The following is an 18944-nucleotide window of genomic DNA, read 5'->3' as shown; positions in this document are numbered from 1 at the left end:
GCGACGCACCCAGGCAGCCGTAGCCGATCGAAACCAGCCAGCCCCAGATCGCGGAAAAATCACCGCACAGGAAGCGAACCCAACCCCCGCGCAATCCGCGCCACCGCCTCCTGCAACCTCGGCAACCCCTGCGTATAGGCGATCCGCACATGCTCGCCGGCGCGATAGCTTCCGAAGTCCACGCCCGGCGTGAACGCCACATGCTCGGTTTCGAGGAAATGCTGGCAGAACACCTGCGCATCCACCCCGAACCCGCTGATGTCGGCGTATAGATAGAACGCCCCTTGCGGTTCGATCTCGATGCGGAACCCCAGCGCGCGCAATGCCGGCAGCAGGTAATCGCGTCGGGCCTGGAACTCCCCGCGGCGCTGCTCGAAGATCGCCATTGCCGCCGGCGTGAAGCACGCCAGCGCCGCGTGCTGCGCCATGCTCGGCGCGCTGATGTACAGGTTCTGCGCCAGCTTCTCCAGCGCCGGCACCGCGCGCTTCGGCGCCACCAGCCAGCCCAGCCGCCAGCCCGTCATGCCGAAATACTTCGAGAAGCTGTTTAGCACGAACGCCTCGTCGTCCACCTCCAGCACGCTCGGCGCATCCAGCCCGTAAGTGAGCCCGTGGTAGATCTCGTCGACCACCAGGTGCCCGCCCCGCGCACGCAGGGACGACGACAACGCCGCCAGCTCCTCGCGCGACAGCACGCTGCCGGTCGGGTTGGCGGGCGAGGCCACCAGCGCGCCCACGCTGTCCGCATTCCAGTGCGTGGCCACGTGCGCCGGCGTGAGCTGGTAGTGCGTGTCCGGCCCCGTCGGCACCAACTGCGCGCCGGCCTCCACCAGCCGCAGGAAATGCCGGTTGCACGGATACCCCGGGTCGGCCAGCAACCAGTGCCTGCCCGGGTCGACCAGCAGGCTGCTCGCCAACAACAACGCACCCGAACCGCCCGGCGTCACCAGTACCCGTTCCGGGTCGATCTCCAGCCCGTGCCGCTGCCGGTAGAGCCCGGCGATCGCCTCGCGCAGCGCCGGCAAGCCGCGCGCCGCGGTGTAGCGGGTATGCCCGGCCGCCAGCGCGGCCTGCCCGGCGGCGATCACCGGGGCGGCCGTGGTGAAGTCCGGCTCGCCGATTTCCAGGTGGATGACATCGTGCCCTTCGCGTTCCAGCGCCTGTGCCCGCGCCAGCAGGGACATCACGTGGAAGGGCGCGATCTCGCGACTGCGCCGGCTGTAGCCGGCCTCGGGTTCGGTGCGTGCATCCATCGCCCGATGATAGGCCATCCCCCGGTTCCTCCCGCCTGGCGCTTGCGGTCGCCGCGCGCCCCGCACAGACTCGCCTTCACGACATACCTTGCTTCCCGAGGAAGGATCCCCACCCATGAAGCCTGTCCTGCTGCTGGCCGCCTGCCTGATGACCCTGCCCGTAACCTCCGTCCACGCCGCCGAACTCGCCGCGCCCCAGGCGCCGCGCCACCCGCATCCGGTCAAGACCCCCTTCGGCGCCGTGCGCGACGACGCCTACTACTGGTTGCGCGACGACGAGCGCCAGGACAAGGCGATGCTCGATTACCTCAAGGCCGAGAACGCCTACACCGACCAGGTGATGGCGCCGCTCAAGCCGCTGGAGGATCGCCTGTACGAGGAGATCGTCGGCCGCATCAAGCAGGACGACGCCAGCGTGCCGTACCGCGACCGCGGCTGGTGGTATTACAGCCGCTACGAGGCCGGCAAGGATTACCCCATCCAGGCCCGCCGCCGCGATGGCGCCGGCGTGGACGCCAGCAGCATCCAGCAGGCCAACAACGCCGGCGACTTCACCGCCGAACAGGTGCTGCTCGACGTCAACCAGATGGCCGCCGGCAAGGACTACTTCAGCGTCGGCGACGCGGAAGTCAGCCGCGACAACCGCCTGCTGGCCTGGGCCGAGGACGATGTCGGCCGCCGCCAGTACGTGATCCGCTTCAAGAACCTGGACACCGGCGAGGTCTATGCCGACCGCGTCACCGGCGTGTCGCCCAACCTGGTGTGGGCCGACGACAACCGCACGCTGTTCTACGTCGAGAACGACCCGGAAACCCTGCTCACCGTGCGCGTCAAGAAGCACGTCCTGGGCACCCCGGCCAGCGCCGACAAGCTGGTGTACGAGGAGAAGGACGACAGCTTCTACATGGGCATCGGCCGCAGCCGCGACGACCAGTACATCACCATCGGCGTGGACAGCACCGTCTCCTCCGAACTGCGCTACGCCCCGGCCGCCAACCCGGAGAAGTTCACCGTGCTGGCCAGGCGCGAGCGCGATGTCGAGTACGACGCCGACCACTTCGACGGCCACTGGCTGATCCGCACGAATGCCGATGGCGCGAAGAACTTCAAGCTGGTCAGCGCGCCAAGCGATGGCACCTCGCGCAGCCAGTGGAAGGATTGGGTGGCGCACGACGAAGCCGTGTACATAGAGGGCTTCGAGTCGTTCGACGGCTTCACCGCCATCGACGAGCGCTCCGGTGGCCTGGAACGCATCCGCCTGCTGCGCGCCGACGGCCAGCAGGAATACGTCAAGGCCGACGAGCCGGCGTATTCGATGGGCCTGTCGGTCAACGCCGAGCCGGACACCGAGTGGCTGCGCTACGGCTATACCTCGCTCACCACGCCGTCCACCACCTACGAACTCAACGTGCGCACCGGCGAGCGCCGCCTGCTCAAGCAGCAGCCGGTGATCGGCTACGACCCGTCGAAGTACGTTACCGAGCGCGTATGGGTGGATTCGCGCGACGGGGTGAAGGTCCCGGTGTCGCTGGTGTACCGCAAGGGCTTCAAGAAGGACGGCACCGCCGCGCTGTACCAGTACGGCTACGGCAGCTACGGCGCCTCGATGGACCCTGGCTTCAACCTCTCGGTGGTCAGCCTGCTGGACCGTGGCGTGGTGTACGCCATCGCCCATATCCGCGGTGGCCAGGAGATGGGCCGCCAGTGGTATGACGACGGCAAGCTGCTGAAGAAGAAGAACACCTTCAACGATTTCATCGACGTCACCCGCGCGCTGGTCGCGCAGGGCTACGCCGCCAAGGACCGCGTCGCCGCGTCCGGCGGCAGCGCCGGCGGCCTGCTGATGGGCGCGGTGGCGAACATGGCGCCGCAGGATTACCGGGTGATGGTGGCCCAGGTGCCGTTCGTCGACGTGGTCACCACCATGCTCGACCCGACCATCCCGCTGACCACCAACGAATACGACGAGTGGGGCAACCCCGAGCAGAAGCAGTATTACGACTACATGCTCACCTACTCGCCATACGACAACGTCGCCCGCCAGGCCTACCCGGCGCTGTTCGTCGGCACCGGCCTGTGGGATTCGCAGGTGCAGTACTGGGAGCCGGCCAAGTGGGTGGCCAAGCTGCGCGTGGACAACACCGGTAGCCATCCCATCGTGTTCCGCACCAACATGGATGCCGGCCACGGCGGCAAGTCCGGGCGCTTCCGCCGCTACCGCGAGCAGGCCGAATCGTTCGCCTTCGTGCTCGACCAGCTGGGCGTGGACGCCGGCGCGCCCGCCGCCTCGCCCTGAGCCGGCGCGCGGCGATGAACGAGCCGGAATCCGGCCCCCGCGAGGTCGCGCCACCCCCGGCGCGGCCGGTGCGGTGGCGCTGGGCGTGGTGGCTGCTGGCTTACGTCAGCCTCGGGGTCGGCATCGTCGGCATCTTCGTGCCGGGGCTGCCGACCACCGTGTTCGTGCTGATCTCCGCCTGGGCCGCGTCGCGCGGTTCCGACCGCCTGCACTACTGGCTGCTGAACCATCCGCGTTTCGGCCCGGCCATCGTGCAGTGGCAGGCCCATGGCGCGGTGAGCCGCAAGGCGAAGTGGATGGCCACCGGCACGATGGTGGTGTGCGCGGCCATCATGCTGTGGTGCGTGCCTTCGCGCTGGGCACAGGTGCTGTCCATTGGCTGCATGGCGGTGGTGGCGATCTGGCTATGGCTGCGCCCGGAGCCTCCCGTCGCGCCTGAAGCCTAGGCCCGCCACGGCGCGACGTTCGCCGCCTTGTGGCTATACTCGGGGCATGAGCATGAAGTTTTCCCGTTCGTTCCGAATCGCCGCCGCTGGCGCGGGCCTGCTGTTGCTGGCCGCCTGTGGCAACAAGGGTCCGCTGGTGATGCCGCAGAAGCCGGTGCCGGTGGAAGCGCAGCCGGTGCCGCAGCCGCCGTCCGGTGAAACCCCGCCGCCGACGCAGACGCCCGAGCAGGCGACCCAGCCGATCGACGGCACCGTGCCCGCCGATACGGGCGACGACCACCGCCCATGAACGCGCAGTCCGCCTCCGCGCCCCTGCATTTCAGCAAGATGCAGGGCGCCGGCAATGATTTCGTGGTGCTCGACCTGCGCAGCGGCATCGCCCCGCCGGATGCCGCGCTGGCCGAACGCCTGGCCGACCGCCACTTCGGCGTGGGCTGCGACCAGATCCTGACCATCGAGCCGCCGCGCAGTGAAGGCGCCGTGGCCGCATACCGCATTTGGAACTCCGATGGTTCGCCGTCGCAGCAGTGCGGCAATGGCGCGCGCTGCGTCGCCGCCTGGCTGGTGCGCGATGGCACCGCGCAGGGCGATGCGTTCGTCATCGACAGCCCGGTCACCGCGCATCGCATCCAGCGCCTGGACGACGGCGAATACGCCGTGGCGATGGGCGTGCCCGAGTTCACTCCCGAGCGCATCCCGCTGGTCGGCTTCATGCACGCGCGCGAGGAATACCTGCTGCCGGTGCAGGGCGAGAGCGTGCGCTTCGGCGCGGTGTCGATGGGCAACCCGCATGCGGTGCTGGAGGTCGGCCTGGTCGACGCGGCGCCGGTGGAGCGCATCGGCCCGCTGCTGCAGCAGCACGCCGCGTTCCCGGAATCGGTGAACGTGGGCTTCGCCCAGGTGATCGACCGCGGGCATGTCCGCCTGCGCGTATACGAGCGCGGCGTCGGCGAGACGCTGGCCTGCGGCAGTGGCGCATGCGCCGCGGCAGTGGTGCTGATGCAGCGTGGCCGCATCGACCGCGACGCGGTGGTGTCGCTGCCCGGTGGCAGCCTGCGCATCCGTTGGCCGTCGCCCGGCGCGCAGGTCGTGATGTCCGGGCCGGCCCGGTTTGTATTTGAAGGGGAGTGGGGCGCATGAACGAAACCGTGGAAAAGATCGGCGCGCATGAAGTCGCCGCCTGGCTGCGTCGGCATCCGGGGTTCCTGAAGCAGTTTCCGGACCTGGCGCTGACGCTCGTCGTCCCGCGCGACGATGGCCCCACCGCCTCGCTCGCCAGCTACCAGCTGGAAGTGCTGCGCGACAAGAACCGTGAACTCTCGCGCCGCCTGGCCGAACTGGCCGGCAACGCGCAGGTCAACGAACGCCTCGCCGTGCGCACGCACCAGCTCACGCTCGCGCTGATGCGCCAGCACACCGCGGCCGACACGCTGAAGGCGATGGCCGCCTCGCTGGCCGAGGATTTCAACGGCGACCGCGTGCGCATCGTGCTGCTCAACCCGGTCGAAGGCCAGCCGGAAGCCGAATGGCTGCAGGTGATCGGCGATGACGACGCGCGCCTGGCGCCGTTCCGCGATTGCCTGCGCGACGGCGAGCCGATCTGCGGGCGCTTGCAGGCCGAAAAGCAGCACGTGCTGTACGGCGAAGACGTGGAGGACGTGCAGTCCACCGCGCTGCTGCCGTTGCCGGGCGTGGGCCTGCTGGCCGTGGGCAGCCGTGATCCGAACCGCTTCTATCCCGGCATGGGCACGCTGTTCCTGCGCATGATGGGCGAGGCGCTGGTGGTGGCGTTGCAGCGCTTCGCGCGCTGAGCGCCCTGCCGCCGGGGATGCGGCCATGATCGACGCCTTCCTCGCCTACCTGGAAGTCGAGCGCCGCATGTCGGCGCACACGCTCGATGCCTATCGTCGCGATCTGACGGCGCTGTCCGCGTGGGCGGGCGAGCGCGAGGCCGACGTGGTGAAGCTGGAGGCCGAGCAGCTGCGTGGTTTCGTCAGCGCCGAGCACCGGCGCGGGCTATCGCCCAAGAGCCTGCAGCGTCGCCTGTCGGCCTGCCGCAGTTTCTATGCCTGGCTGCTCAAGCACGGGCACATCGAGGTTTCGCCGGCCGCCAAGTTGCGCGCGCCCAAGGCGCCGCGCAAGCTGCCGCAGGTGCTCGACGCCGATGAAGCGGTGCGGCTGGTCGAAGTGCCTACCGATGCGCCGCTCGGCCTGCGCGATCGCGCGTTGCTGGAGCTGTTCTATTCCTCGGGCCTGCGCCTGAGCGAACTATGCGCGCTGCGCTGGCGCGACCTCGATGTCGCCAGCGGGCTCGTCAACGTGCTCGGCAAGGGCAACAAGCAGCGGCGCGTGCCGGTGGGCTCGCACGCGCGCCGCGCACTGGAAGAATGGCGCGGCGAAAGCCGCCCGGCCGACGCCACGGCGAGGGTGTTCCCCGGCCGACATGGCGCGCAGATTTCCGCGCGAGCCGTGCAGATCCGCATCAAGCAACTCGCGCAGCGGCAGGGGCTGTTCAAGCACGTGCACCCGCACATGCTGCGTCACAGTTTCGCCAGCCATATCCTCGAATCGTCCGGCGACTTGCGCGGCGTGCAGGAACTGCTCGGGCATTCGGATATCGCCACCACGCAGATCTACACCCACCTGGATTTCCAGCATCTGGCCAAGGTGTACGACGCCGCGCATCCGCGCGCCAGGCGGCGCAAGCCGGCCGAGCCGGGCTGAAGCGTCAGCCCATCATCGAGATCGGCAGCGGCACCAGCCCGCTGCCGTCGCGTCCTTCCACCTGGTAACGCTGCCAGAAGCGGTTGGCGATCTGCGTGGCGCGGGCATTGGCCAGCTGCTGCATCGCCGGGTTGCCGAGCGTGGCGGTGGTCTGGCCGAACAGCAGCAGCCAGCGCCGGAACAGCGCTTCGTCCAGGCGCGGCATGGCCATGTGCAGGCTCATCGGCGAGCCGCTGTAGCGCTGCGTGCCGCGCAGCAGCGAGGACCAGAAGTCCACCAGCCGCGCGAGGTGGGCGGGCCAGTCGTGAACGTGGGTGTTGAATACCGGGCCCAGCAGCGCGTCTTCGCGCACCGCGGCGTAGAAGTCGTGCACGAGGCGTTCGACTTCGGCTTCCGTGCAGCACGGGGCGGGGCGATCGGGGAGGGAGGTGGCTTCGTGCATGGCGGTATCCGTGGCGGCATTGTCCGCCGCCGTGGCGCGCGCGTCTCGCCGGAAACCGCCCGTGCGGCAATCGGTCGCGGCGCGGCGGCGGGCTCGCCCTGTCGCGCCGACCGTGCCGGGCGCGCGGCCTGAACGCGCGCCATGGCGGGCGGCTTGAACCGCCCGGCAGCGTCCCCACCTCCGAAATATCCTCCGGAGGCCGCAATGGATCCCAGCCAGAACCCCAATACGTTCCACGCCACCACCATCATCTCGGTGCGCCGCAACGGCCATGTCGCCGTCGCCGGCGATGGCCAGGTCACCCTCGGCCACACGGTGATGAAGGGCAACGCGCGCAAGGTGCGCCGCCTCGGCCGCGAAGGCCAGGTGCTGGCCGGCTTCGCCGGTGCCGCCGCCGACGCCTTCACCCTGTTCGAGCTGTTCGAGGCCAAGCTGGAGAAGCACGGCCAGCTCACCCGCGCCGCCGTCGAGCTGGCCAAGGATTGGCGCACCGAGCGCCGCCTGGGCAAGCTGGAAGCGCTGCTCGCCGTCGCCGACCGCGAGACCTCGCTGATCATCAGCGGTACCGGCGATGTCATCGAGCCGGAGGACGGCATCATCGCCATCGGTTCCGGCGGCTCCTACGCGCTGTCCGCCGCGCGCGCGCTGCTCGCGCATACCGAACTCGATGCGAAGACCATCGCCACCGAGGCGATCAACATCGCCGGCGACATCTGCATCTACACCAACCGCAACGTGGTGGTCGAAGAGCTTTGATGCGGCGCCCGCCGACATCGAATGCCCGCCCCCCCTTCCCCCGGATTGACGAGTGACCATGACCCAGCCCACTTCCTCGACCATGACGCCGCGCGAGATCGTGCAGGAGCTCGACCGACACATCGTCGGCCAGCACGACGCCAAGCGCGCCGTCGCCATCGCCCTGCGCAACCGCTGGCGCCGCATGCAGCTGCCCGAGGGCCTGCGCAACGAGGTAATGCCGAAGAACATCCTGATGATCGGCCCGACCGGCGTCGGCAAGACCGAGATCGCGCGCCGCCTGGCCACGCTGGCCAACGCGCCGTTCGTGAAGGTTGAAGCCACGCGCTTCACCGAAGTCGGCTATGTCGGCAAGGACGTCGAGCAGATCGTGCGCGACCTGGCCGATACCGCCGTGAAGCTGTACCGCGAACAGGCCAAGGTGCGCGTGCGCACCCAGGCCGAGGAGCGCGCCGAGGACCGCATTCTCGACGCGCTGCTGCCGCGCCGTGCCGGCGGCATCGGCTTCGACCCGGAGGCCGCGCGCAACGAGGCCTCCGCGCAGGACGGCGACACCCGCGTCAAGTTCCGCCGCATGCTGCGCGCCGGCGAGCTGGACGAGCGCGAGATCGAGCTGGACGTGTCGGTCAACGTCGCCATGGACATCATGACCCCGCCGGGCATGGAGGAAATGGGCCAGCAGCTGCGGCAGATGTTCTCCAACCTGGGCGGCGGCAAGTCGCAGACGCGCAAGCTCACGATCAAGGCCGCGCGCCCGCTGTTGATCGAAGAGGAAGCCGCCAAGCTGGTCAACGAGGAAGAGATCCGCGCGGCGGCCATCGAGGCCTGCGAACAGCACGGCATCGTGTTCATCGACGAGATCGACAAGGTCGCCAAGCGTGGCGACAACGTGGGCGGCGGCGACGTCTCCCGCGAAGGCGTGCAGCGCGACCTGCTGCCGCTGGTGGAAGGCTCCAACGTCTCCACCAAGTACGGCACGGTGAAGACTGACCACATCCTGTTCATTGCCTCCGGTGCGTTCCACCTGGCCAAGCCGAGCGACCTGATCCCCGAGCTGCAGGGCCGCTTCCCGATCCGCGTGGAGCTGGGCGCGCTGAGCAAGGAGGATTTCGTGCGCATCCTCACCGAGCCCAAGGCCGCGCTGACCAAGCAGTACGTGGCGCTGCTCGATACCGAGGGCGTGAAGCTGCAGTTCTCCGACGATGCCATCGACCGCCTCGCCGAGATCGCCTTCCTGGTCAACGAGCGCCAGGAGAACATCGGCGCGCGGCGCCTGCACACGGTGCTCGAACGCCTGCTCGACACGCTCAGCTACGAAGCGCCGGATCGCGACGGGCAGAGCGTGGCCATCGACCGCGCCTACGTCGATGCCCACCTCGGCGAGCTGGTGCAGGACCCGGACCTGAGCCGCTACATCCTCTGATCGACCCCCGAAGGCCCGCGCAAGCGGGCCTTTCCTTTGGCAGGGGCGGTGGACCACGACCCTGCGCTAGCATCCGCTCCTCCCTTCCCGCGCCGCCATCGGATGACCGCGCACTACCGCCTGCTCGACCTGGATATCGACCTGCCACGCCAGCGCGTCACGCGCGACGGGCGGCGATTGGACGTGGCTGGCCTGAGTTTCCAGCTGCTGGCCTACCTGCTGGCGCAGGGCCAGCGCGTGGTGGGGTTCGACGAGCTGATGCAGGCGGTATGGGCGCCGGCGGTGGTCAACGAAGAGACCGTGACCCAGCGCGTCAAGCTGCTGCGGCAGGCGCTGGGCGACGATGCGCGCCAGCCGCGTTACCTGCGTTCGGTGCGCGGGCAGGGTTACCAGCTGGTGGAGGCGCCACAGGCCCTCGCGGTGCCGGCGGTGAACGACGCACCGAAACGCGCGTGGCGCTGGGCTGCGCTCGCGGCTGCGCTGGTGGGGCTCGCGGTGGCAGGCGCGCTCGCGTGGCGCACGGCGCGCCCGCCCGTTGCTTCGCCGCTGCTCACGCGCGCGGCGTATTACGCGGGCATCGGCCAGGCCGAGAACAACGAGCGCGCCATCGCGCTGTATCGGCAGGCGCTGGCGCAATCGCCCGATTCGCCGCTGGCACTGGCTGGCCTGAGCCGCGCGCTCAGTGCGCGTACCTGTTTGTACAACGGCGATGGCGCGCAAGCGCAGGAAGGCGTGTCGCTCGCACAACGGCTGCTGCGCCAGGCGCCCAACGATGCCAAGGCCTGGGCCGCGCAGGGTTACGCGTTCGACTGCCTGGGCGACATGCGCCGCGCGGTCGAGGGTTACGAACAGGCGCTGCGGCGTGACGCCAGCGACGACAACAGCCGTGCCTCGCTGGCCTATCTCTACCAGGAACAAGGCCGCCTGGCCGACGCGTTGCATGGCAACTTCGCGTTGCGCGATCCCTCCCGCGTGCGCTTCCGCGACGTGCAGGTCGCGCGCGAGCTGGAACTGCTCGGCTTCACCGCCGCCGCCGAACGGCGCCATCGCACCAATTTCGAACTGTTCCCGGACAACGTGTTCTCCAATATCGCGTGGCCGCGCTTCCTGCTTTCGCAAGGCCGTATCGACGAGGCGGCCGTCGCGCTGAAGCAGGCGTTCGCGCGTCATACACCGCATCCGGAACTGTGGCGGCTGCAGGGCGAGCTGGCGCTGCTGGCGGGCGACCGCGGCGCGGCGGCCGACGCCTTCGCCGCCGGGTCACGCCTGCGCCCGCACCAGTCGATGCCGGCCACGCTGGCCGCGCTGTATGGCGAGCCGTTACCCGATGCCGCCTGGATCGATGCACGCTTGCAGCGCCTGCGCGGCGACACCTATGGCTGGCCGGATGCCGCGCTGGAAGCCGCACTGCTGGAACAGCAGCGCGGTCACGCCGAAGCCGCGCTGGGCGCGTTGCGTGCCGCCATCACCGCCGGCTTCCGCGACCGTGCATGGCTGGCGACCACGCCGCTGTTCGCCGAGCTGCGACGCACGCCGGGCTTCGCCGCGGTACTGGCGCAGATCGACCGCGACGTTGCCGCGCAACGCGCGCAGGTCGCGCAGGCCGACTGGCGCCCGCGCGACCTGCCCTGACTCAGCGCAGCGCGCCGAGCACGTAATCGCGGAACAGCTGCCGCGACTGCGGATGCGCGAAGCTGCGGTTGTAGGCGTTGGTCGTCACCACCGCGACCAGCCGACGCTCCGGCCACGCGAACACATAGTTGCCGCCGTTGCCGGACATCGCCCACACCGCCACGTCGCGGCCATCCACGTCGAAGTGCAGGCGCCACCACTGGTAGCCGTACTCGGCGTCGTCATCGGCCTGGGCCTGCGGCGTGGTCATGGCGCGGATGTAGCCGGCCGACACGACCTGGCGCCCGCGCCAGCGGCCACCGTCGACCACCAGCTGCCCGAACTTGGCCAGGTCGCGCGTGCGGTAGCGGGTGCCGCCACCACCCATCCCGATGCCTTCGGGCGACACATTCCAGTGGCTGCGGGTGATATCCAGCGGCCGTTCCAGCGCCTGCTCGGCGAACTTGGGCAGCGGTTGGCCGGCGGCACGCTCCACCATCGCGCCGGCGACGAAGCTGGCGGCGGTGCAGTAGGCGAAGGCGCGGCCGAACGGGCTGTCCTGCGGCTTGCTCATCCACGGCGCGAAGCCCTTCACCGGCAGGGCGAGGGCGAAGTCCAGCCAGCGCTCGGTGACGTACATGCGTTCTTCGTTGCCGCTGGAAAACTGGTTCTGGTCATCGCACTCCCACAGCGTGCTCATGGTGAGCAGGTCGGACAGGCGCATCGCGCGCAGGCGCGGGTCGACCGCATGGGTGGCGGTGAATTCCGGGAAGCGGTCGTAGACGCGCGCCTCCACGCCGGGCAGCAACCCGCGGTCGATGGCCACGCCGGCCAGCAGCGCGGTCACGCTCTTGGTGGCCGAGCGCACGTCGCGCAGGGTGTCGGCGTCGCCGTCGAAGTAGTGCTCGTATACCGGGCGGCCCTCGTGGACGACCATCACGCTGGTGATCTGCTTCAGGCTGCCGTCGGCCACCTTGGCTTCGATCGTGCGCAGCTGGGCGAGGTCGATGGAGGGATCGCTGGCGGGGGTCGGCCAGCCATCGGTGTTGACGGGGGGCGCGGCAGCCAGGGTGGGGAGGCTGGCGACGCCGAGGACGGCGGCGGCAAGCAGGCGGGAAGCGCGATGCATGGGAACTCCGGATCGAAAGGAGCCCGGATTGCGCGCCGATCGCCGATGAAGTGCCTGATGCGACGATGAAGAATTCTGAAAGCCTTGCCGCGCGGGCGTTTCAGCGCGGCGGCCGGCCCCGCAGCTGCAGCGAGTAACGGTGGATCAGCTCCACGTGCATGGCCATGTAGTCCTCGTCGGTGAAGGCCTGCGCCATGCCGGACGCGGCCCGCTCACGCGCCGCTTCGGCCTGCGCGTGCTCCCAGTCGGCATCGCGCACGGCCAGGTCGGCCAGCACCGTCACCTTGTCCGGCTGCACTTCGACGAAGCCGCCCGAGACATAGATCTCCATCGGCTCGCCCTGCAGCGGCGCCACCCGCAGCATGCCCTCGCGCAGCGTGGTCAGCAGCGGCGTGTGCCGTGCCAGCACGCCGAAGCGGCCGGCGCTGCCGGGCAGGTCGACCTCGCGGATCTCGCCCGACCAGATCGGCCCGGCCAGGCTCACGACCTCCAGCACGAGGGGCGTCGGCGCGTTCATGCGGCGAACGCCTGCGACAGGCGCGGGCACCCGGGAAAAGCGGCGGCGGATCGACGTGGCGGCATGCGGCCCCGGGGATCGGTCGTGGGATCCCCAGTATGTCGGCGCGTGGCGTTGGCCGGCGTCAACGCGCTCAGTCTTCGCCGATGTCCTCGTTCCACACGTCCGGATGGGCGGCGATGTAGCCGCCGAGCAGGTCGATGCATTCCTGGCTCTGCATATCGATCACTTCCACGCCGTTCTCGCGCAGCCAGTCGATGCCGCCGCGGAAGGTGACCGATTCACCCACCACCACGGTGCCGATGTTGAACTGGCGCACCAGGCCGCTGCAGTACCAGCACGGCGCCAGCGTGGTGACCATGATCGTGTCGCGGTAGCGGCGCTGGCGGCCGGCCTTGCGGAAGGCGTCGGTTTCGCCGTGCACGGAGGGGTCGCCTTCCTGCACGCGGCGGTTGTGGCCGCAGCCGAGCAGCTGCCCGTCGCGGTGGTAGAGCGCCGCGCCGATCGGGATGCCGCCCTCCGCCAGGCCTTGCCGCGCTTCGGCGATGGCGGTGTCGAGCAGGGCGCGGTAGTCGGGCGTGGCGATCATCGATGGATTCCGGAACGGGCGGGCCAGTCTCGGCCAGCCCGCGGTGTGCTGGCAACCCGCTCAGCGCGGCGGCGGTGTCGCAGTGCCCGTCGCGGCGGTATCCACCGCCACCACCACCGACATGCCCGGCCGCAGCCGCGCGGCCAGCGGCTGGTCGGCATCGAGGCCGATCTTCACCGGGATGCGCTGGGCGATCTTCACGAAATTGCCGGTGGCGTTGTCGGCCGGCAGGATCGCGAACTCCGAGCCGGCGGCCGGCGAGATTTCCAGCACATGGCCGTGCAGGCGCGCGTTGTTCAGCGCGTCCACGGTGAACGTCGCGGGCTGCCCGACGCGCACGTTCGCCATCTGGGTTTCCTTGAAATTGGCGATCACCCACAGCGTGTCCGGCACCAGCGCCATCAGCTGGGTGCCGTTGGTGACGTAGGCGCCCTGGCGCACGCCGATCTGCCCGAGCTGGCCGGCGCGCGGGGCGAGGATGCGGGTGTTGTCGAAGTTGATCTGCGCCAGTTCCACCGCGGCCTGCGCGTTGGCGACCGCCGCGGCCAGCGCATCGCGATTGACTTCCACGCTGCGCGCGCTCTGCTGCGCCGCTTCCAGCGCCGCCTGCGATTGCTGCACGGCCGCGCGTGCCTGGGCGCTGGTGGCGAAGGCGGTGTCGCGGTCCTGGGTGGAGAGCAGCTGCTGGTCGGCGAGGCGGTCCGCGCGTTGCAGCGCCGCGCCGGCGCGATCGCGCTGGGCGACGCTGGAGGCCACGCCGGCCTGGTTCTCGGCGATCACCGCCGCCGCGCTGCGCCGGCTCTGTTCCCAATTGGCCAGGTTGGCCTGCGCGGTCTGCAGCTGCGCCTGCGCCTGCATCAGCTGCTGGTGGTAGATGCGGTCGTCGATGTGGGCCAGCAGCTGGCCGGCTTCCACGTGCTGGAAATCCTGCACGGGTACCGCGGTGACGTAGCCGCTGACCTGCGGCGAGATGATCGTCAGCTGGCCGCGCACCATCGCGTTCTCGGTGTTCTGCACCGCGCTGGTGAACGGCCACAGGCGCCAGGCGTAAAGCACCACCAGCACGCCGGCCAGGGCGAGCACAGTGAAGCCGGCGATGCTCCAGGCCCGGCGGCGCCGGCGCGCGGCCAGGGCGGCGGCATCGGCGGGTGAGGTGGCGGTCGGCGGGGCGGGTGTGCTCATGCGCGGGCGCTGGCGGGCAGGGTGGTGGGCGTGGCTTCGCGCTGCCGCTGGCGGTTGCGCTGGACCAGGAAGAACAGGAACCACAGCAGGATGGCGATGGCGATCAGGCCGATGGTCAGGAAGACATCGTTGTAGGCCAACACGTTGGCCTCGCGCGTGACGATGCCCGAGAGCGTGCGCATTGCCTGGGTCTGCCGCGCGGCCGCGTCGGGCAGCGCGCGGGCGTAGGCCGAGGCATAGGCCTGCAGGCGCGCGGCGACCTGCGGGTCGGTCAGCACCAGGTGGTCCATCAACTGGCTGGCATGGAATTTCTCGCGCACCACCTGCAACGTGCCCAGGAACGCGCTGCCGAGCAGGCCGCCCATGTTCTGCGCCATGCCGAACATCACCACGAAGCTGATGAGGTTGCCGGGCTGGGTGGCCACGCGGCCGATGCCGGCCACCATCGCCGGGGCGACGAAGAACGTGCTGCCGAACGCCAGCAGGAACTGGCTGGCGTACATCTGCTCGGGGCGGGTGAGGCTGGTGGCGCGCGCGTCCAGGAAGCAGCCGATCGCGATCGCCGCCACCGCGGTGATCAGGTGTTCGGTGATGTGCTGCGGGTCGATCAGCAGCGCGCTGGCCACCACGCCGCAGGTGGCGCCGAGCAGCATCAGCCAGAACAGCGTGTGCATCTGCGTGTTGTCCAGCCCGATGTTCTGGAAGAAGCCCACCGCGCCGGTGGCCTGTTCGGAGAGCACCAGGCGGATCAGCAGCACCGCCAGCACCAGGCGCAGGATGTCGCCACTGGCCAGCCACCGCGTGTTGAGCATCGGCCGCCGGCGGTTGTGTTCGATGGCCACCGCCGCGCACAGCAGGGCGATGGACAGCGCCAGCACGACGCCCAGCCACGGCGTGCTCGTCCACCACAGCACGCGGCCCAGCGAGAGCACCGCCGCCAGCCCGGCGCTGCCGCCGGCGAACAGCACGAAGGTGGCCGCATCGAGTTTCTCGAACACGCGGTAGCGATCGCCCGGCGGCAGCTTGAGCACCAGCACGCAGGCCAGCGCGAACAGCGCCAGGCCGAGCTCGAACAGGTACAGGCCGCGCCATTCGCCGAACTGCAGCAGTTCGGTGGAGAACACCCGTGCCAGCGGCAGCGCGAGCTGGGTCAGGCCCAGCCCGGTGACCACCGCCTTGAGCCGATGCTTGGCCGGGAAGGCCTGGATCATGTAGTACAGACCCAGCGAGCTCAGCGCCGCGCCGACCAGGCCATGCGCCGCGCGCACGCTGATCGCCGAACCCAGGCTGTGCACGAAGAGGTGGGCGAAGGCGATCAGCGCGTACAGCGCCAGGAAAATCTCGGTGAACAGCCGCAGGCCGAACTGCTGGCGGAACTTCACCAGCACCAGGTTGGCCGACATGTTGGTCATCACGTAGGCGGCCGGCAGCCAGGCCATTTCGGCGGCATAGGCACCCAGCGTGCCCTGCAGGTACACCAGGTTGGCGGTGACCAGCGCATTGCTGAGCCCGCCGGTAAGCGCCACCACGATGCCCACCGCGGCAAAGGCGATGCGGCGACCGGCAGGGTGCAGCGGGGTGGAGGCCGAGCCGGGCAGGGTCGGGCGCTCGTGCGGTTGCCATTGGCGCGGGACGTACTTGTCGCTCACGGATCGGCAGGCAGGCCCGGGTTGGACTGCGGCCGATTGTGGCACGGGGCCGTCACGATGGCGTTCGCGGTGCGATAATCGCGGGCATGAGCGAATCCCCCTACAAGACCGGCACCACCCATTTCGGCTTCCGCGACGTCGCCGCCAAGGACAAGCAGAAGCTGGTCGGCGAAGTCTTCACCTCGGTCGCGCGCAGCTACGACCTGATGAACGACCTGATGAGCCTGGGCATCCACCGGGTGTGGAAGCGCTATTTCACCGCCACCGCGCAGGTGAAGCCGGGCGACCGCGTGCTCGACCTGGCCGGCGGCACCGGCGACATCGCCGCGCTGCTGCGCGACCGCGTGGGCGACGAAGGCACCATCGTGCTGGGCGACATCAACGCCGGCATGCTCTCGGTGGGCCGCGACCGTCTCACCGACCGCGGCTTGGTGGCCGGCCTGGACTACGTGCAGTGCAATGCCGAGGCGTTGCCGTTCCCGGACCAGAGCTTCGAGCTGGTGACCATTGCCTTCGGCCTGCGCAACGTCACCGACAAGGACGCCGCGCTGCGCGAGATGTACCGCGTGCTGAAGGTGGGCGGGCAGGCGCGCGTGCTGGAGTTTTCCGAAGTCACCGCCGACTGGTTCAAGCCGATCTACGACTTCCATTCGTTCAAGGTGCTGCCGAAGCTGGGCCAGCTGTTCGCCCGCGATGCGGACAGCTACCAGTACCTGGCCGAGAGCATCCGCAAGCACCCGCCGCAGGAAGAACTCAAGGCGATGATGACCGAGGCCGGCTTCGCGCGCTGCCATTACAAGAACCTGACCGGCGGCATCGTGGCGATCCACTCCGGCTACAAGATCTGAGCGAACGCGGTGCCGCGGCGCGGCTGAACGGTCGGCGCGGGCCGGGAATGCCGGGGGAAATTTCCACTTTGACGGTGGAGGCCGGAGGGCGAGGGTGGCAGCCTTCCTCGCTTCCAGGTTCCCGTCATGTCGCGCCTCGTCTCTTTCCTGCTCGCCTGCTGCCTGGCCGGCGTCGCCCACGCCGAAGCCCCGCGGGTTGTCCTCGACATCCCGGCCGACCCCCACGCCCCGGTCATCGCCAATGCCCGGCTGGGCAAGCAGGCCTACCGCCTGTTGGTCGACACGGGCGCCAGCGACCTCTACCTGGACCGTGACCAGGCGCGCCGCACGCTCACGGCCCTGCCGCCTTCCACTGACCCCGACGAGCGCACCGCGACCGGGTTGCAGGGTGATATCGCCCTGGAACCCTATGCCGCGCCGGCGACGCTGGCGCTGGGCGGGTGGACGACCGATACCGGTGGCCAGGTCCATGCGGTCGACATGTCGCACCTCAGGGTGCTGGGCGTGGATGGGCTGATCGGAACCCGCTACCTGTCGCGCCTGAACTGGATCTGGGACAACCGCGCCCGGCAACTGCGCGGCTACGGGTACGGCGCGGCGGATTTCGACGCCGCGCGCGCCGGCCTGCAATGCGTGCCGCTGTTCTCGGCGGAGGGCATTCCGCAGGTGGTGCTCGACGTGAAAGGCGATGCGGCGCCGTTCCTCGTGGATACCGGCGACCTCAACGCCAGCGGCAGTCTCTCGGCGCAGGACCACGAGGCCCTGGACTACCGCGGGGCCGTCATCGCCAGCGCGCCCAGCCGTGCGCTGCACCTCGATCCCGTGAGCGGCGCGGATCTGGGCCCGCTGCGGATGACCCAGATTGGCCACGTTCTGCTGGGCACGCAGCGCCTGGATGGCCTGGTCCTGCACGAGAGCCGCGCGGACTCGCGCCTGGGCCGCGCGTTCTTCGCCAAGTTCGAGCGTCTCGCGCTGGATTTCGAGGGGATGCGCCTGTGCTTCAGTCCCCGCGAGACCCTCGAACCGGACGACCTCGGCCGCTACTGACGCGTCGCCGCGCGCCGTTTTCTGCGACGTTCGTCAGGGCGGCGCCTCGCGCGTTTCGGCGAAACTGCGACCAGTTGCCCACTACTGCACCGCATGCGCCTGCAATCCGTCCTGTCCCGCCTGTTCCCGCGTTCGTTCAGCGCCAAGCTCCTGGCCGTGGCCTTCGTCGGCATCCATGTGCCGCTGCTGCTGCTGATCCTGTGGCTGGTGGGGCTGGCCGAACTCGATCCGCGCGAGCGCTGGACCGTCTTCGCGGTGGTGCTGTGCGCCACCTTGCTCGGCACCGCCGGCACGCTGGCCGTGCTCTACCGCATGCTCGGTCCCTTGCGCGCCGCCGCCGACGCGCTGGATGTCTACTACGCCGAGCAGCGCCTGCCGCTGCTGCCCGAGCAGGGCGAGGACGAGCTCGGCCGGCTGCTGCGCGGCATCAACCGCAGCCTGCGCGGCATCGACGCCGGCCTGCGCGACGCACGCCGGCATGCGCTGCTCGACCCGCTGACCGAATCGCTCAACCGCCGCGGCTGCGAGCAGGCGCTGGGCAACTCGGTGATCGCCGCTGGCCACGAGGGCTGGCCGTTCGTGTTGTTCGTCATCGACATGGACAATCTCAAGCCGATCAACGACCGCCACGGGCATGCCGCCGGCGACGCGGTGCTGGTGCGGCTGGTCGAAACCGCCTATGGCTGGCTGGGCCCGCAGGACTGGATCGGCCGCTGGGGCGGCGACGAATTCCTGATCGGCGTCCATTCGCCCGAGGACGAGGCCACCCTCAAGCTCAACCAGTGGCTGTCCATGCTCGAAACCCAGGACGAGGCCCAGGCCCCCGTGTACGCCAGTGCCGGCAGCGCCGCCCACCAGCCGGGCGAGGACGCGGCCAGCCTGTACCGGCGGGCGGACGCGGCGATGTACCGGGCCAAGTTCTCCGGCGGGCGGCGCCTGGTGCGCGACGGTTTCGAGGATCCGGACACCCAGACCCTGCCGGCCTGAACGCCTCCGGCTGTCCGCGGGGGCTGGCGGCGCTAGAATCGGGGG

Annotated in this window: 19 protein-coding genes; 12 read left to right on the top strand and 7 right to left on the bottom strand. The window is 69.8% G+C overall.

What is annotated here, in order from left to right; all coding sequences use genetic code 11:
- Positions 1-59: 59 nt before the first annotated feature.
- Positions 60-1253: a pyridoxal phosphate-dependent aminotransferase gene (locus ARC20_RS12125; RefSeq protein ID WP_057647466.1), complete on the bottom strand. Its 1194-nt coding sequence runs from the start codon at positions 1251-1253 to the stop codon at positions 60-62.
- A 115-nt stretch (positions 1254-1368) separates the two neighbouring features.
- On the opposite strand from ARC20_RS12125, the gene ARC20_RS12120 reads away from it, so the two are divergent.
- The 6 genes from ARC20_RS12120 to xerC are packed head-to-tail and all read left to right on the top strand — an operon-like array spanning position 1369 to position 6719.
- Positions 1369-3549: a S9 family peptidase gene (locus ARC20_RS12120; RefSeq protein ID WP_057647453.1), complete on the top strand. Its 2181-nt coding sequence runs from the start codon at positions 1369-1371 to the stop codon at positions 3547-3549.
- A 14-nt stretch (positions 3550-3563) separates the two neighbouring features.
- Complete coding sequence (locus tag ARC20_RS12115) at positions 3564-3995, top strand: YbaN family protein (protein WP_057647451.1); 432 nt, start codon at positions 3564-3566, stop codon at positions 3993-3995.
- 46 nt (positions 3996-4041) lie between these two features.
- Positions 4042-4284 (top strand): LPS translocon maturation chaperone LptM, encoded by a 243-nt coding sequence (gene lptM / locus ARC20_RS12110; protein ID WP_057647449.1) that lies wholly within the window; start codon positions 4042-4044, stop codon positions 4282-4284.
- Positions 4281-5135: a diaminopimelate epimerase gene (gene dapF / locus ARC20_RS12105; protein WP_057647447.1), complete on the top strand. Its 855-nt coding sequence runs from the start codon at positions 4281-4283 to the stop codon at positions 5133-5135. The genes lptM and dapF overlap by 4 nt, the downstream gene beginning before the upstream one ends.
- Positions 5132-5806: a DUF484 family protein gene (locus tag ARC20_RS12100; protein WP_057647445.1), complete on the top strand. Its 675-nt coding sequence runs from the start codon at positions 5132-5134 to the stop codon at positions 5804-5806. The genes dapF and ARC20_RS12100 overlap by 4 nt, the downstream gene beginning before the upstream one ends.
- A 25-nt stretch (positions 5807-5831) precedes the next feature.
- Positions 5832-6719: a tyrosine recombinase XerC gene (gene xerC / locus ARC20_RS12095; RefSeq protein WP_057647443.1), complete on the top strand. Its 888-nt coding sequence runs from the start codon at positions 5832-5834 to the stop codon at positions 6717-6719.
- A 4-nt stretch (positions 6720-6723) separates the two neighbouring features.
- Here xerC and ARC20_RS12090 read toward each other — a convergent pair whose 3' ends face one another.
- Positions 6724-7161 (bottom strand): group III truncated hemoglobin, encoded by a 438-nt coding sequence (locus ARC20_RS12090; RefSeq protein WP_057647441.1) that lies wholly within the window; start codon positions 7159-7161, stop codon positions 6724-6726.
- A gap of 204 nt (positions 7162-7365) precedes the next feature.
- On the opposite strand from ARC20_RS12090, the gene hslV reads away from it, so the two are divergent.
- The 3 genes from hslV (at position 7366) to ARC20_RS12075 (ending at position 10972) form a co-directional block, all read left to right on the top strand.
- Entirely contained in the window at positions 7366-7917 is a 552-nt protein-coding gene (hslV, locus tag ARC20_RS12085) for an ATP-dependent protease subunit HslV (protein WP_057647439.1), read from the top strand.
- A 58-nt stretch (positions 7918-7975) separates the two neighbouring features.
- Positions 7976-9340 carry an ATP-dependent protease ATPase subunit HslU gene (gene hslU, locus ARC20_RS12080; RefSeq protein WP_057647437.1) on the top strand — a complete coding sequence of 455 codons (1365 nt, stop codon included), beginning with the start codon at positions 7976-7978 and terminating at the stop codon, positions 9338-9340.
- 102 nt (positions 9341-9442) lie between these two features.
- Positions 9443-10972, top strand: a complete 1530-nt coding sequence (locus ARC20_RS12075) for a winged helix-turn-helix domain-containing protein (protein WP_057647435.1) — start codon at positions 9443-9445, stop codon at positions 10970-10972.
- A 1-nt stretch (position 10973) separates the two neighbouring features.
- On the opposite strand, the gene ARC20_RS12070 is transcribed toward ARC20_RS12075, so the two are convergent.
- From ARC20_RS12070 to ARC20_RS12050, 5 genes are all read right to left on the bottom strand, one after another.
- Entirely contained in the window at positions 10974-12080 is a 1107-nt protein-coding gene (locus ARC20_RS12070; RefSeq protein ID WP_057647434.1) for a serine hydrolase domain-containing protein, read from the bottom strand.
- A gap of 100 nt (positions 12081-12180) precedes the next feature.
- Entirely contained in the window at positions 12181-12597 is a 417-nt protein-coding gene (gene atpC / locus ARC20_RS12065) for an ATP synthase F1 subunit epsilon (RefSeq protein WP_057647431.1), read from the bottom strand.
- A 133-nt stretch (positions 12598-12730) separates the two neighbouring features.
- Positions 12731-13186, bottom strand: a complete 456-nt coding sequence (locus ARC20_RS12060) for a nucleoside deaminase (protein WP_057647429.1) — start codon at positions 13184-13186, stop codon at positions 12731-12733.
- Positions 13187-13246: 60 nt separating this feature from the next.
- Positions 13247-14368: an HlyD family secretion protein gene (locus ARC20_RS12055; RefSeq protein WP_057647427.1), complete on the bottom strand. Its 1122-nt coding sequence runs from the start codon at positions 14366-14368 to the stop codon at positions 13247-13249.
- Positions 14365-16017, bottom strand: a complete 1653-nt coding sequence (locus ARC20_RS12050) for an MFS transporter (RefSeq protein ID WP_057647426.1) — start codon at positions 16015-16017, stop codon at positions 14365-14367. The genes ARC20_RS12055 and ARC20_RS12050 overlap by 4 nt, the downstream gene beginning before the upstream one ends.
- Positions 16018-16103: 86 nt before the next feature.
- On the opposite strand from ARC20_RS12050, the gene ubiE reads away from it, so the two are divergent.
- From ubiE to ARC20_RS12035, 3 genes are all read left to right on the top strand, one after another.
- Entirely contained in the window at positions 16104-16865 is a 762-nt protein-coding gene (gene ubiE / locus ARC20_RS12045; protein ID WP_057647424.1) for a bifunctional demethylmenaquinone methyltransferase/2-methoxy-6-polyprenyl-1,4-benzoquinol methylase UbiE, read from the top strand.
- A gap of 126 nt (positions 16866-16991) precedes the next feature.
- A complete protein-coding gene (locus ARC20_RS12040; RefSeq protein WP_057647421.1) occupies positions 16992-17912 on the top strand; it encodes an aspartyl protease family protein in 921 nt (306 codons plus the stop codon).
- Between the two features lie 93 nt (positions 17913-18005).
- Positions 18006-18899, top strand: coding sequence for a GGDEF domain-containing protein (locus ARC20_RS12035; RefSeq protein ID WP_057647419.1), 894 nt, complete (start codon positions 18006-18008; stop codon positions 18897-18899).
- Positions 18900-18944: the final 45 nt, after the last annotated feature.

The organism is Stenotrophomonas panacihumi (assembly GCF_001431645.1).
GTDB lineage: Bacteria > Pseudomonadota > Gammaproteobacteria > Xanthomonadales > Xanthomonadaceae > Stenotrophomonas_A > Stenotrophomonas_A panacihumi.
The sequence above is the reverse complement of the archived record's forward strand: the minus strand, read 5'-3'. Positions and strand labels throughout refer to the sequence as shown.